Source organism: Streptomyces sp. NPDC050619 (assembly GCF_040654815.1).
Lineage (GTDB): Bacteria > Actinomycetota > Actinomycetes > Streptomycetales > Streptomycetaceae > Streptomyces.
Genome location: NZ_JBFAIR010000021.1, coordinates 41,192 through 54,343, shown reverse-complemented (window position 1 = coordinate 54,343; position 13,152 = coordinate 41,192). Strand labels below are relative to the sequence as shown.

Sequence of the window (13,152 nt, the reverse complement as noted above, 5' to 3'; positions counted from 1 at the left end):
GCTGCGACACGTGACCGAGGGGCTGTGCGCGAAGGGCCGCGCGGCTCTGTGATCGTGCACAGTAGAGAATTGTTTCGGGCCCTTGTCAATGGCGAGAGCCTGGGGTTACCTACTTGTTGCTCGTGGATGCCGGGTGTGTTCATAACTGTGCACGATCACAGAAAATTGACGTACCTCGCCTGATGCCGAGCCCTGCGGCAGTGGCCGCGGGCAGCTCTTCGAAGGGATCCTGAAATGCGCAGACGCAGTGTTCTGACCGCTGCCTCAGCCGCCGCGCTGGCCGTACCCGTGCTGGGCGTACCCGTGCTGGGCGCGGCTCCCGCCCTCGCGAGTACGGCGGCGGGAGACGAGCGCCGCGGCGGTCGACTGGAGATCCGAGGCATGGACATCTCCTCGCTGCCGAAGAACGAGGACAACGGGGCGGTGTACCGGCGTTCCGACGGCCGCCGCGACGACCCGATCCGCATCCTCGCCGCCGCGGGCATCACCCACGCCCGGCTCAAGGTCTGGGTCAACCCGGCGGACGGCTACAACAACAAGAAGCGCATACTCCCGCTGGCCCGTCGTCTGAAGCGGGCCGGGATCGGCATCTGGGTCGACTTCCACTACTCCGACACCTGGGCGGACCCGGCCCACCAGACCAAGCCGGCCGGCTGGAACGACCTGGACGTGGCGGGCCTGACCAGGGCCGTCTACGACCACACCGCCGACGTCCTCGGCGCGCTCAGGCGCCAGGGCACCCCGGCCGAACTGGTGCAGATCGGCAACGAGCTGAACGGCGGCATGATCTGGCCCGACGGCAACTGGGAGCACTGGGACAACCTCGCCGCCTTCCTCAAGGCGGGCCTCCGCGCCGCCCGCGACACCACGCCGCGCATCCGTACGATCCTCCACCTGGCCAACGGCGGCGACAACGGGCTGTACCGCTGGTGGTTCGACAACGCGGTGTCCTACGGCGTGGACTTCGACATCATCGGGCTCTCCTACTACCCCTTCTGGCACGGGCCGTTGGCGCAGGCCGCGGCCAACATGGCCGACGTCACGGCCCGTTACGGCAAGCCCTGCGTGATCGCCGAGACGGCGTACCCGTTCACGCTGAAGAGCGAGGACGACGTCAACGACATCATGAACAGCCCCTCGCAGCTGACCGAGGGCTTCCCCGCCACACCCGAGGGCCAGGCGGCCTGGCTGCGCACGTCGGCCGACCTGGTGGCGGCCGTCCCGGACGGCCAGGGCCTGGGCCACTGCTACTGGGAGGGCGCGTGGACCTACCGCGCCGGCAGCGGCTGGGACCCGTCGGATCCGGCTTCGGGCAACGCCTGGGAGAACCTCGCGCTGTTCGACTTCGAGGACAGGGCGCTGCCGGGGCTGAGGACGCTGGGGCGTTACCGGTCGTAGGCACCCTCGTCGTCGCGGCGGTGTAGCGGGCTACACCCCGGATACGGGTGGTCGTCCCCTCGTGACGGCGTGCGGCTGACGGGATCGTAGTCGACAGAGACGCTCGACAGATTCTCTCCTCAGATCCTCGCCTCAGATCCTCGCCTCGACGAAGGGACCACCCCATGTCCGCGAACCGCCAGCGCCGTCGCCGTGTCACCAAGATCGGTGTCGCCGTCGCCGCCGTCGCCCTGACGGCCGGCCTCACCACCGCCTGCGACCCCGACGACTTCGACAACTCACTGGACTGCGTGGGCAACGCCGACACGATCTCCGACAGCCTCAAAGCGATCCACGAGGCCGGCTGGGACGCGGCGAAGGACCCCTCGCGCACGGACGAGTCGATCGACACGATCGAGAAGAACATCGACAAGATCAACGACGACACGGACGACAGCAAGGTGGACAAGGCGGCCGACGACCTGAACCAGGCGGTCAAGGACTACAACAAGGCCATCCTGAACGGGGACACCAACCCCGACTCCAGCAAGATCGACGCGGCGGCAGACAAGTTGAAGGACGTCTGCACGTCGTGACGTCCGTACCTCGTGACGTCCGTACCTCGTGACGTCCGCACGTGTCGACCTCACACGAGGGCGGCTCGCCACCCGCCTCCGCCCCTGCTCACAGAGCCGGCGGAGGCAGGTACGCGCCCGTCCCTCATCACCAGGTCTGCCCCGCCGGTTCCCTGACGGTGGCGTTGATGCGGTTGAACATGTTGGTCAGGGCGATGGTGAGGATGAGGGCCGACAGTTCCTTCTCGTCGAAGTGATCGGCGACCTCGTCCCACAGCGCGTCCGGCACCGCGTCCTGGGAACGGTCCGCGAGACGCGTGGCCGACTCGGCCAGCTGGAGCGCGGCCCGCTCGGCGTCGGAGAAGAAGGGAGCCTCGCGCCAGGCGACGACGGCCGCGATCCGCTCCTCGCTCGTCCCGGCCTTGCGCAGGTTGTGCACATGGCCGTGGACACAGGCGCTACAGCCGTTGATCTGGCTGGCGCGCAGCGCGACAAACTCCATCACCTCCTGCGACAGCCCGCTCTCGCCGATCGCCTGGGTGAGGGCGCCGATGCCCTTCATCGCGCCGGGAAGAACGTACGCCGGGTTCGTCATCCGAGCCTGCATGGTGATGCCTCCTGTGTGTCAGTGCCGCAGTGGCAGTGCCGAGAGGGTCGGCGAGAAGCTGACGCTCTCGTTTCGCTCTCACTGCACTGACGGAGCGGGGGCCGCGGTTGTGACAGACCAGGCGGAAAAGCACCGCGCGATTTTCACGCATCCGCGTGAGGCCGCCGCCTACATCCCGGTGTCACGGCGCCGGCAACGGGCTCAGCGGTTGCTGTGGGTCAGGTGGAACGCGGCCTGGCTGAAAGCTCGCACGCGGGCGGTTTCCGCATCCGCGCGCCACAGCAGACCCCACTCCATCGGCGGTGCGTCCTGGAAAGGGAGGTACGTCACGTCGGGGCGTGCGTGGTAGCGCCTGGCATGCGCACCGACGGGGAATGCGCCCTGGCCGGCGCCGACCAGGGTCAGCGCCTCCTGGAAGGTCGTGGCCGACGGGCCGGGCTCGATCGGCCGTCCCGCCGGTGTCGTGTCGGGCGTGTGCGCGTCGCGCCAGGAATCCGGCACCCCACCGGCGACATGCAGGATCCTGATCCGGGCCATGTCCTCGACGGAGACGGACGCCTGACGGGCGAGACGATGCCCGGCGGGCAGGGCCAGGAAGCGCGCTTCGCGCACCAGCACCGGCCCCATGGCGATACCCGGATCCCGGGCGGGGAAGCCGGCCAGTACGACGTCCACCTCGGCCTCGCGCAGCCACCGTACGACGTCGGACATCCGCGCTTCCCGGATCTGCACATCACAGTCGGGATGGCGGTCGCGGAACACTTCAGTGGCCCCGACCAGCAGCTGTCCTCCGGCCGCGTCGACGAACCCGACGCGCAACAGGCCGGTGATGCCGCGCCCGGCGTCGATCGCCCGTTCGAGGGCCGCCGCGATCAGGGCCCACGTGGGCCGCAGCTCTTCGTCGAGTTGGCGTCCGATCGCGGTCAGCTCCACCCGTCGGCTGGTGCGGTTGAAGAGCGGAGCCCCGACGCGTCGCTCCAGGTTTCTGATCGTCTGGCTGATCCGGGCCGTGGACAGATGCAGCCGCTCGGCCGTGCGGCCGAAGTGCAGTTCTTCGGCGAGCGTCAGGAATGCCTCGAACTCGTGCCGCTCCAGCATGCCCCCCCCCCGATCGTTAAGCGTGGGTGCACGATCCTTGCACAAGCTCTCGTTGATCAGGCACCTGTCCGGGCGGAGGCTGAAAGCGCTCGAACACCACGGTCCGCACTGGGAGATCACACATGATGTACGTCACCGGCGACCACGCCCTGTCCGCCCCGGCCTCGGACCCCGCGGCAGTCAGCAAGGAGCTTCGGGACCGAACGGAGATCACGGACGCGCTGTACCGATTCGCCCTCGGCCAGGACCTCAAGGACCGGGAACTGTTCGCCTCGGCCTTCGCCGAGGACGCCGAACTGGACTTCCGGCCCGCGGCAGCGAAATGGGGCGCCAAGCCGCCACTGATGGCCAGCCGCGAGACGATCGTGTCCACGATCCTGGGCATGTTCACCGGCCGGGTCGACACCACCCACCAGATCACCAATCCGCGCATCACCATCGACGGCGACACCGCCCGCCTGACCGCCCTCGTCGAGGCCCAGCACCTGCTCACCGCAGACCACAGCAAGCACGCCCTGCTGAAAAACCCCTACGCCGTCGACCTCGTCCGCCACGGCGAGTCCTGGGTCATCCAGCACCTCCGCATCGACACCACCTGGTACACCGGCGACCCCGCCGCCATCTTCGGCAGCGGAGACTGAGCATGGCCGGGGCTCCTCATCCGATAGGCACAAATCATCCGATAGGCACAAACACGCGGATCCGCATCGCACGACCTTCCCGGGATCTCGCCGCCGCCATGCGCTTCCACACCGAAGGTCTCGGCCTCGAGGTGCCCTGGCGCACCACCGAGCACCCTCCGGGCGAGCACGACCTGCTCATCGTCGGTCCGCCCGGCGGAGCCTGGCACCTCGAACTCACTCACGCCCCCGAGCAACCGCTCGAACCCGCCCCGACCGTGGACGATCTCTTCGTCGTCTACCTGGGGGAGCCCGTCGCAGATGATCTGCTCAGCCGCCTGCTCGCAGTCGGCGGCACCCGCGTGGCCGCCCACAACCCGTACTGGGACCAGCACGGCGTGACCGTCACGGATCCCGACGGCTACCGCCTTGTTCTCTGTTCCCGCACCTGGAGCGACTGAAATCCGAGGCTGCGAGCCTGACCCGCCGAACCGTTCACCCTGGTCAGGGCAGCCCTTGCACGCCAGCGCCGGCTCCGGCGCTCTCCAGGACCCTGCTCCCCGTCCAATCCGTGCCCGCGTCCCCTGGACACCGGCAAACACACCGGCCGACCGTCTCCGGACTGCCCCGGCCTTCCCTTCAGGAGAACAGTCATGCCATCGAACGCCCTCCGGTCCGCGCTGCTCGTCCGTGCCCCCGAAGCGGAGCGCCTCGCCGACGGTCCTTCCAGCCTCATCACGCTCTTCGCCGACTCGAACGACACGCACGAGGCGCTGACCGCCAATCGCGCGACACTCCAGGCGGGCTCTCCCGGAGCACCCGCCCACTTCCACACGCTCGCCGCCGAAGTCCTTTTCGTCCTCGGCGGCTCCATGATGGTCCTGGCCGGAGAAGAGGTACACACGTTGGAGGAGGGGGACTTCTTCCTGGTTCCGCCGAGGGTTCCGCACGCTTTCGCCCCTGCCCCCGGCCGGGATGCCGACGCGCTGGTGCTCTTCACGCCGGGACTGCCCAGGTTCGACTACTACCGGCTGCTGGAGCGTGTCGCCCAGGGCGTGGCCACCGTGCAGGAGATCCGCGACTCCTCGGAGCGCTACGACAACCACTACGTCGACAGCCCCGTATGGAGGAAGACACTGGCCGCCCGCTGACTTTCCGCAGTCCCGCCAGAAGCCCGCCGCGAGCGCGTGTTCGTCGCCTCTGCTCGGAGAGTCGAAAGCAGTATCACTTCCGTTGATTCCTTATCCGCGCGCCGCGGCCAGGTGCCTCACCAACCTCGGCGACGCGAACTCCGTTCCGCACACGAACCGCATCACCGGCCCGTACGACGCCGCCGCCGGCAGCCCCGTGAAGTACAGCCCCGGTACGGACGACACGTATCCCGCGCCCAGCTTCGGCGTGCCCCGGCTCACCGCGAGCTCGGTGCGCAGCTCGTGGCCGAGGAAGTCCATCGCCGCGAGGTCGACGCGGTAGCCGGTGGCCGCGATGACATGGTCCGCCGACAGCCGTTCCGTATCGCCGAGGTCGGTGAGGACCGTCAGCGCCGGGTGGCCGTCGGCCGTGTCCGCCCGCAGGACGCGGCCGACCTCGCTGACCCGCACCTTGCCCTCGAAGCGGTCACGCAGCCACCACGCGCCGAGCGGGCCGAGGACACGGCGGACCAGGTAGTGGCGGACCTGGGCCGGCAGATGGCGGTAGGGGTGCGGGTAGTAGCTCAACGCCCACAGGGACCAGGCCCGTCCGAACGGCGACGCCGGGCGCAGCTTCGGCTGCCGCCACGGCGGCGCCCCGAAAGCGACGCTGCCGCGCCCGCGCGCCACCACCCGCACCCGCGCGCCCGCCTCCGCCGCCAGCGCGGCCGTCTCCAGCGCGGACTGGCCCGCGCCGACGACGATCAGGTCCTTGCCGCAGTAGCGGCTGAGGTCGTGCTGCTGGGAGCTGTGGGAGACCGGGCCCGTGGGGGTGGGTCCGTCCGCCGCGACTGTGGCCAGCTCCGGGGGCAGGTGGGCGAGGCCGGACAGGCCGGTCGCCACGACGACCGCCCGCACGGTGAACAACTCCCCCGAGTCCAGCTTCAGTTCGAAGCCGGCGTCGGCGGGTGCCCGCCCTGTTCGCCTTGCCCGGACTGTCTGCCCCATCCGCCCGGTCCCGCCTGTTCCCCGGTCCACGGAGACCACCCGCACCCGCTCCAGCTCGGGCACCAGCTTCTGCTGGAACCACTCGCCGTAGCCGATGAAGGTCTCGACGGGAATGATGTCCTCGTCCGCGACGAGACGCCGTATCCCGGCCGCGTCGCAGTAGTCGGCCAGGGTGTGGCCGCGCTGCGGGGCGTCGATGTTCGAGGCGGCCGGGGTCGACTTGAGGAGCATGCCCGCGGGCATGTGGTCACGCCAGCTCACCATGGGTTCGCCGAAGACGCGCACGGGTATGCCACGCCCCCGCAGATGCGCGGCGGTCGACAGGCCGAAGGGTCCGGCACCGATGACTGCTACCGGTTGGATCACGAAGTCCCTCCCCAGGACGTCACTTCGTCACTTCGTGGTGGTGCTGCTCGTCACTGCGTGGTGCTGCCGCCGCGGCGATTGGTACGCCACAACTGATGGCGATTGGTACGCCACAGCTGATAGAGATGCTTCGCGCCCGGCCGCACGAAACGCGCGAGCATCGTGAGGAACGGCAACGGGTCGTCACCCGCGAACCAGGCCAGCTCCGTCCCGCTCGCCCGCGCCGGTGCGTGCGGCGTCGTATAGCCGCTGCGGCGGTAGGCGAGCAGGGCGGGCAGGTCGATGTTCTCCACGATGTACCGGTGACCGGCCCGCTGTTCCCCCTCCGGAACGGCGCGCCCGGTCAGATCCAGATGCATGGCACGCACGACGTCCACCCCCGACTCGCTCTCGAAGAGCCGGAACTGGGCGCCCATGCGCGGGTTGAAGTCGAGGAGTTTGTACTGTCCGTCGCGCCGGTCGAAGCGGAGGTCGAGGTCGATGATTCCGGTGAAGCCGATCTGTTTGATGAAACGCCCGGCGATGTCCGCGAGTTCCGGATTGTCGACGACGTACGCGTTGGCCGTCATGCCCGCGTGCGGCGGCCAGGAGCGGACCTTGACCCCTGTGAACAGGGCCAGCGGCGTCGAGTCCCGGTCGACGTAGGCGTGCACGATCCAGTCCTCCGCCTCCTCCCTCGGCAGGTACTCCTGGAGGATCACCCCGGGCCGCTCGCCCCAGTCACGGGCGAGGGCGAGCAGCCCTTCACGGGTGCCTATACGGGTCGTGCCGCTCACCGCCGGCCGTTTCCGTCGTACGAACGCCTCGCGGTTCTTGGCCACCACCGGGAAACGGGCCCTTTCGGCGAAGGCGGCGACATCGTCGTACGACTGTGGGAAGGCGGCCGACGGGCTCGATATCCCGTGTTCCACGCACAGCTCGTGCAGCCCCTGCTTGCTGGCCAGGCGGCGCGGGAGGCCGGGGTCGACGCGCGGGAAGAGGAAGCGGCCGCCGAGTTCGTCCTGGTGTTCGGCGATCAGGACCGCGGCCTCCTCGTCGGTGGGGATCAGCACGGCGGGCCGCCCGATACGGCGCCCGATGCGCAGCAGCCCTTCCACCAGACGGTCCGGCTCCTCCGTCCCCGTCGTCCGCCACACGAACGCGCGCTCGAGGTAGCGGGACACGGCCGCGGGCGTACAACGGTCCTCGGTGATCGCATACATCGGGACGCCGAGCCGCCCCAGACTGCGGATGGCACCCACACCGCCGTGATGCAGCGGGTAGTCGCCGAACTTCACGATCAGGCCCGGCACATCACGGGCGGCTGCGAACGGCACACCGCTGGGCACACTGCTAGTACTCCTGGCCACGGGTCCCCCCACGTGTCCTCCCCCTACGGACCGGACCCACCCCGTCCATGTCCCCCAAAAGACGCTAAGCCGGAATTGCCCACTCCGACAAGGAAATTCCGGACATTGCAAACTCTTTAGACACTGCCCGGACAGGTAACTCAGCCGTAACGTGTGGAGCGTCAACGTTTGCACGAGAGTGAGGCAGCACCGATGCCCCCCTTCGATGTCCCCGAGGGCGACCCCTTCGGCCCGCACAACCTTCCGTACGGTGTCTTCTCGCGGGCCGGCTCGACTGACCGCACCGTCGGCGTCCGGCTCGGCGACCATGTCCTCGACGCGGGCGCGGCGGCCGCCGCTCTCGGGTCCCCGTACTTCTCGCTCCTCGCACGGCCCTCCCTCAGCCCGCTCCTCGCAGCGGGCCGCACCGCCTGGTCGGACGTGCGGCGCGCGCTGACGGCCTGGGTGACGGTGCCGTCCCACCGCGAGACCATCGCGCCGCTGTTCCACCCTCTCTCGTCCGTCACCCTGCACCTCCCCTTCGAGATCGCGGACTACGTCGACTTCTACGCCTCCGAGAACCACGCCCGGAACGTCGGCCAGATCTTCCGCCCGGACGCGGCCGACTCCCTGACCCCCAACTGGAAGCACCTCCCGATCGGCTATCACGGCCGCTCCGGCACGGTGGTGGTCTCGGGCACCGATGTCGTACGCCCGTCGGGCCAGCGGAAGGCACCCACCGACCCGGCACCCGTCTTCGGCCCCTCCGTCCGCCTGGACATCGAGGCCGAGGTCGGCTTCGTGGTCGGCGCTCCGTCGGAGAGGGGGAAGCCGGTGGGGCTCGACGACTTCCGGGAGCACGTCTTCGGCCTGTGCCTGCTGAACGACTGGTCCGCCCGCGACATCCAGGCCTGGGAGTACGTCCCCCTCGGCCCGTTCCTCGGCAAGTCCTTCGCCACCTCGGTGTCGGCCTGGATCACGCCCCTGGACGCCCTGGAGGAGGCGCGGCTCGCACCGCCGGCCCGGACGCACCCGCTCCTGCCCTACCTGGACGACACCGAGGAGGAGCCCAGCGGCTACGACCTGCGCATCTCCGTCGCGATCAACGGTCACGTGGTCTCCGCGCCCCCCTTCTCCACCATGTACTGGACGGCCGCGCAGCAACTGGCCCACATGACGGTCAACGGCGCCTGTCTGCGCACCGGCGACCTGTACGGCTCCGGCACGGTCAGCGGCCCGACGCAACGGGAACGCGGCTCCCTGCTGGAACTGACCTGGAACGGCCGCGACCCTCTCGAACTCCCCGACGGCAAGCGAACGTTCCTCGAGGACGGCGACGTGGTGACCATGTCGGCATGGGCCCCGGGACCGGACGGGGTCCGGGTGGGGCTGGGCGAGGTCAGCGGACGCGTTGTAGCAAGCAGTTGACACAACCCCCGGGGCTCCTTCCCCGGGGCTCCTCATGCCTGAGTCCAGCTCCGCGGCGCCGGAGGGCTGTACGGGAGGCGTTGGGAGGAGGGGGCGTCAGGAGGTAGGGGCGTGGTGAGCGTGTAGATGTGGCGGCGGGCGTAGGGGATGGGGGCGTGGGGCGCGAGAGGCGGGCGGCGGTCGAGCCACCGGGGCGCGGGGCACCAGAAGCGGACGGTCATGGCGCGGCGAGCGGGGGTGGTGCGGTCCGTGTCCGTCATGCCCCCCTGACTCCCGCGCTCCGCGCCGTCATACTGGCGGCGGGCGGCTCGCACCGTACGACGCACTCGCTGCCCCACACAGCACCACCCGTACACAGCCCCACACAGCTCACACAGCACCACCAATAGCCGCCCCTCTAGCCGCCCCTCTTCCAACCAGGATCCGGAGCCCGTGGCATGACTGTCTGCCTGCTCCTGCTGAGCGTCGTCGCCCTGACGGCCGCCGTGCCGGTCCCGCGTGCGCTGACCCGGGCCGCGTGGCCCGAACGCGACCCGGTGGTCGCGCTGTGGGTGTGGCAGTGCCTGGTCGCCACGGTCCTGCTGTGCTGTCTCACGGCTCTCGCGCTGGGCGCAGCGGCCGTCTTCCACACGGTCCGCCACCACGTCTTCGCCCCGGCGCCGCCGGCGGTGACCGCGGCGTACGACCTGTCCACCGCCCCGGCCTGGGCCTCCGCCCTCACCGTGCTGCTGGCGTGCGGGGCCGCCTGGACGACCGCGATGCTCGCCCGTGAGTTCGTCGAGGCGCGTCGCTGCCGCGGCCAGGCCCGCGCCCACCTGCGCGAACGCGCCCCCGACCTGCCGGCCGGCCTCCCCACCGCACGCGGCCCGCTGCTGGTGCTGGAGGACGAATACCCGGACGCCTGGTGCATGCCAGGCAGCCCGCCCCAGCTGATCGTCACCACCGGCGCCCTGCACCGCCTCACCGACCACCAGCTCGACGCGGTCCTCACCCATGAGCGCGGCCACGCCCGGGCCCACCACGACTGGCTGCTACACCTTTCCACGGCACTCGCCACCGGCTTCCCCCGTATCCCGCTCTTCGCCCACTTCTGCGACCAGACCCACCGCCTGGTCGAACTCGCCGCCGACGACACGGCCTCCCGTCGCTGCGGCCACCTGACCACGGCCCTGGCCCTGATCGAACTGAACCAGCACCGAGGCGTCCTCTCCTGCGCCTCGACCCACCGCCTCCTGGGCGAACGGGTGGACCGCCTCCTGGAGCCCCAGCCCCGACTCGGCCGTCGGCACCGCGCACTGACCACGACGGTGGCGACACTGATCCCGTTGCTGCCGCTCCTGATCATCCTCGCCCCGGGACTTACGGCGTTGTCGTAGAGGCACCGCCGCGTGGCACGGCCGAGTGACGCCACCCTGGCGACGCCCCGAACCCACCTCTATATCCAGTCCTCCGGCTCCGGCTCCGCCTCCATCTCGGGCCAGTCGTCCGAACCCGGATCCCCGGCACCCGCCGCACCCGAATCCCCAGCACCCGCCTGGCTCGGCCCCGCTCCGGCGGGTCCGCCCAGTCCGGCCAGCACTTCGATCACACCCTCCCCGTAGGTCGCCAGCTTCTTCTCGCCGACCCCACTGATGCCGCCGAGCTCCGTCACGGAGGTGGGCCACACCGTCACGATCTCCCTGAGCGTCGCGTCGTGGAAGATGACGTACGCCGGAACCCCCTGCTCCCGCGCCTGCTCGGCCCGCCACGCCCGCAGCGCCTCGAACGCCGGCACCAGCTCCTCGGGCAGCTCGGCCACCGCCGCCTTGGCCTTGCGCTCCCCGCGCCCGGAACCCGACGACCCCGCCGCCGACCGCGAGGTCACCGGCTTCTTCGGTTCCTTGCGCAGCGGCACCTCCCGCTCCCGGCGCAGCACGGTGCCGCTCGCCTCGGTCAGCACCAGTGTGCCGTAGTCCCCCTCGACCGCCAGCAGCCCCTGCGCCAGCAACTGCCGTACGACACCGCGCCATTCGGCCTCGGCGAGCTCCTCGCCGATGCCGAACACGGACAGCTGGTCGTGGTCGAACTGGATCACCTTGGCCGTGCGCTTGCCCAGCAGGATGTCGACGATCTGCACCGCGCCGAACTTCTGCCCACGCTCCCGCTGCAACCGGACCACCGCCGACAGCACCTTCTGGGCCGCGACCGTGCCGTCCCAGGTCTCCGGCGGGGTGAGGCAGGTGTCGCAGTTGCCGCAGCCCGTCGAGTCGGGATCCTGTCCGAAGTAGGCGAGCAGCTGGCCCCGTCGGCACTGGACCGTCTCGCACAGCGCGAGCATCGCGTCCAGGTGGGAGGCGGCCCGGCGGCGGAACGCCTCGTCGCCCTCGCTCGACTGGATCATCTTGCGCTGCTGTATGACGTCGTTGAGGCCGTACGCCATCCATGCCGTCGAGGGCAGTCCGTCGCGGCCGGCGCGGCCCGTCTCCTGGTAGTAGCCCTCGACCGACTTGGGCAGGTCGAGGTGGGCGACGAAGCGGACGTCCGGCTTGTCGATGCCCATGCCGAAGGCGATGGTCGCGACCACGACCAGGCCTTCCTCCCGCAGGAACCGGGACTGGTGAGCGGCACGGGTGCCCGCGTCCAGGCCCGCGTGGTAGGGCGCCGCCTCGATGCCGTTGCGGCTGAGGAATTCGGCCGTCGCGTCCACCGACTTGCGCGAGAGGCAGTACACGATGCCCGCGTCACCCGCGTGCTCCTCGCGCAGGAAGCTCAGCAGCTGCTTCTTGGGGTCGGCCTTCGGCACGATCCGGTACTGGATGTTGGGCCGGTCGAAGCTCGCCACGAAGTGGCGCGCACTCGGCATGTTCAGCCGCTGGGTGATCTCCTGGTGCGTGGCGTGCGTGGCCGTCGCCGTCAGCGCGATCCGCGGTACGTCCGGCCAGCGCTCGCCGAGCAGCGACAGGGCCAGGTAGTCGGGGCGGAAGTCGTGACCCCACTGGGACACGCAGTGCGCCTCGTCGATGGCGAAGACCGCGATCTTCCCGCGCGAGAGGAGGTCCAGGGTCGAGTCGAGCCGCAGCCGCTCCGGCGCCAGGTAGAGCAGGTCCAGCCCTCCTGCCAGGTACTCGGCCTCGACGGTCCGCCGCTCGTCGAAGTCCTGCGTGGAGTTCATGAACCCGGCGTTCACGCCCAGTGCCCGCAGCGCGTCCACCTGGTCCTGCATCAGCGCGATGAGCGGGGAGATCACGATGCCTGTACCGGGTCTGACCAGGGACGGGATCTGGTAGCACAGCGACTTGCCGCCGCCGGTCGGCATCAGGACGACGGCGTCCCCGCCGGCCACCACATGCTCGATGATCTCTTCCTGCTCGCTGCGGAAGGCCTCGTACCCGAAGACCCGGTGCAGCGTGGCCAGCGCTTCGTTGTCGATCGTCCCTGGCATCTCGCTGATCCCGCCCGTCCCGCCCATAGCCATGTCCCCCGTACGTCGTCCGTCGACCACTGCATCCACGATAGGGGTCCGTACTGACAGCGCCGGAGTTATCCACAGGCCGTCTCACGCAGCCCGCGTCAAGGACACGACGCTCGTTCACACGTTCGCGGGAGACCTGCCCTGTTTCCGCCCGATAGTCTGAA

The 13,152-nt window shown here is 69.9% G+C and carries 13 protein-coding genes; 7 read left to right on the top strand and 6 right to left on the bottom strand.

Features of this window, described 5'->3' with window-relative positions; genetic code table 11:
• Window positions 1-234: 234 nt before the first annotated feature.
• The gene (locus AB0I77_RS30695) at window positions 235-1,398 is read left to right on the top strand and encodes an arabinogalactan endo-1,4-beta-galactosidase (RefSeq protein WP_363285981.1); all 1,164 of its coding nucleotides are present in this window, start codon (window positions 235-237) and stop codon (window positions 1,396-1,398) included.
• Window positions 1,399-1,562: 164 nt separating this feature from the next.
• On the top strand, window positions 1,563-1,973 hold the full coding sequence (locus tag AB0I77_RS30690; protein WP_363285980.1) for a hypothetical protein: 411 nt from the start codon (window positions 1,563-1,565) through the stop codon (window positions 1,971-1,973).
• Between the two features lie 127 nt (window positions 1,974-2,100).
• Here the strand turns inward: AB0I77_RS30690 and AB0I77_RS30685 are convergent, their stop codons facing one another.
• Both AB0I77_RS30685 and AB0I77_RS30680 read right to left on the bottom strand, forming a co-directional pair.
• Window positions 2,101-2,559, bottom strand: a complete 459-nt coding sequence (locus AB0I77_RS30685) for a carboxymuconolactone decarboxylase family protein (RefSeq protein WP_363285979.1) — start codon at window positions 2,557-2,559, stop codon at window positions 2,101-2,103.
• Window positions 2,560-2,760: 201 nt separating this feature from the next.
• Window positions 2,761-3,657 (bottom strand): LysR family transcriptional regulator, encoded by an 897-nt coding sequence (locus AB0I77_RS30680; protein ID WP_363285978.1) that lies wholly within the window; start codon window positions 3,655-3,657, stop codon window positions 2,761-2,763.
• A 122-nt stretch (window positions 3,658-3,779) separates the two neighbouring features.
• On the opposite strand from AB0I77_RS30680, the gene AB0I77_RS30675 reads away from it, so the two are divergent.
• The 3 genes from AB0I77_RS30675 (at window position 3,780) to AB0I77_RS30665 (ending at window position 5,428) form a co-directional block, all read left to right on the top strand.
• Window positions 3,780-4,298: a nuclear transport factor 2 family protein gene (locus AB0I77_RS30675; protein ID WP_363285977.1), complete on the top strand. Its 519-nt coding sequence runs from the start codon at window positions 3,780-3,782 to the stop codon at window positions 4,296-4,298.
• A 2-nt stretch (window positions 4,299-4,300) separates the two neighbouring features.
• Window positions 4,301-4,738, top strand: coding sequence for a VOC family protein (locus AB0I77_RS30670; protein ID WP_363285976.1), 438 nt, complete (start codon window positions 4,301-4,303; stop codon window positions 4,736-4,738).
• 192 nt (window positions 4,739-4,930) lie between these two features.
• Entirely contained in the window at window positions 4,931-5,428 is a 498-nt protein-coding gene (locus AB0I77_RS30665; protein ID WP_363285975.1) for a cupin domain-containing protein, read from the top strand.
• Window positions 5,429-5,518: 90 nt separating this feature from the next.
• On the opposite strand, the gene AB0I77_RS30660 is transcribed toward AB0I77_RS30665, so the two are convergent.
• Window positions 5,519-6,781 (bottom strand): FAD-dependent oxidoreductase, encoded by a 1,263-nt coding sequence (locus AB0I77_RS30660; protein ID WP_363285974.1) that lies wholly within the window; start codon window positions 6,779-6,781, stop codon window positions 5,519-5,521.
• Between the two features lie 50 nt (window positions 6,782-6,831).
• Window positions 6,832-8,097: an ATP-grasp domain-containing protein gene (locus AB0I77_RS30655; protein ID WP_363286092.1), complete on the bottom strand. Its 1,266-nt coding sequence runs from the start codon at window positions 8,095-8,097 to the stop codon at window positions 6,832-6,834.
• Between the two features lie 225 nt (window positions 8,098-8,322).
• Between AB0I77_RS30655 and fahA the strand changes: the two genes are divergently transcribed.
• Window positions 8,323-9,537, top strand: a complete 1,215-nt coding sequence (gene fahA, locus AB0I77_RS30650; RefSeq protein ID WP_363285973.1) for a fumarylacetoacetase — start codon at window positions 8,323-8,325, stop codon at window positions 9,535-9,537.
• Window positions 9,538-9,569: 32 nt separating this feature from the next.
• On the opposite strand, the gene AB0I77_RS30645 is transcribed toward fahA, so the two are convergent.
• Complete coding sequence (locus tag AB0I77_RS30645) at window positions 9,570-9,797, bottom strand: hypothetical protein (RefSeq protein ID WP_363285972.1); 228 nt, start codon at window positions 9,795-9,797, stop codon at window positions 9,570-9,572.
• 177 nt (window positions 9,798-9,974) lie between these two features.
• Between AB0I77_RS30645 and AB0I77_RS30640 the strand changes: the two genes are divergently transcribed.
• Window positions 9,975-10,913 (top strand): M56 family metallopeptidase, encoded by a 939-nt coding sequence (locus tag AB0I77_RS30640; RefSeq protein WP_363285971.1) that lies wholly within the window; start codon window positions 9,975-9,977, stop codon window positions 10,911-10,913.
• 59 nt (window positions 10,914-10,972) lie between these two features.
• Here the strand turns inward: AB0I77_RS30640 and recQ are convergent, their stop codons facing one another.
• Complete coding sequence (gene recQ, locus AB0I77_RS30635; RefSeq protein WP_363286091.1) at window positions 10,973-12,985, bottom strand: DNA helicase RecQ; 2,013 nt, start codon at window positions 12,983-12,985, stop codon at window positions 10,973-10,975.
• Between the last annotated feature and the right edge of the window lie 167 nt (window positions 12,986-13,152).

What these genes read in the sequence shown, in the direction of transcription:
- AB0I77_RS30695 (WP_363285981.1), top strand. Translation starts at nt 235, where the DNA reads ATGCGCAGACGCAGTGTTCTGACCGCTGCCTCAGCCGCCGCGCTGGCC.
- AB0I77_RS30690 (WP_363285980.1), top strand. Translation starts at nt 1,563, where the DNA reads ATGTCCGCGAACCGCCAGCGCCGTCGCCGTGTCACCAAGATCGGTGTC.
- AB0I77_RS30685 (WP_363285979.1), bottom strand. Translation starts at nt 2,559, where the DNA reads ATGCAGGCTCGGATGACGAACCCGGCGTACGTTCTTCCCGGCGCGATG.
- AB0I77_RS30680 (WP_363285978.1), bottom strand. Translation starts at nt 3,657, where the DNA reads ATGCTGGAGCGGCACGAGTTCGAGGCATTCCTGACGCTCGCCGAAGAA.
- AB0I77_RS30675 (WP_363285977.1), top strand. Translation starts at nt 3,780, where the DNA reads ATGATGTACGTCACCGGCGACCACGCCCTGTCCGCCCCGGCCTCGGAC.
- AB0I77_RS30670 (WP_363285976.1), top strand. Translation starts at nt 4,301, where the DNA reads ATGGCCGGGGCTCCTCATCCGATAGGCACAAATCATCCGATAGGCACA.
- AB0I77_RS30665 (WP_363285975.1), top strand. Translation starts at nt 4,931, where the DNA reads ATGCCATCGAACGCCCTCCGGTCCGCGCTGCTCGTCCGTGCCCCCGAA.
- fahA (WP_363285973.1), top strand. Translation starts at nt 8,323, where the DNA reads ATGCCCCCCTTCGATGTCCCCGAGGGCGACCCCTTCGGCCCGCACAAC.
- AB0I77_RS30645 (WP_363285972.1), bottom strand. Translation starts at nt 9,797, where the DNA reads ATGACGGACACGGACCGCACCACCCCCGCTCGCCGCGCCATGACCGTC.
- AB0I77_RS30640 (WP_363285971.1), top strand. Translation starts at nt 9,975, where the DNA reads ATGACTGTCTGCCTGCTCCTGCTGAGCGTCGTCGCCCTGACGGCCGCC.
- recQ (WP_363286091.1), bottom strand. Translation starts at nt 12,985, where the DNA reads ATGGGCGGGACGGGCGGGATCAGCGAGATGCCAGGGACGATCGACAAC.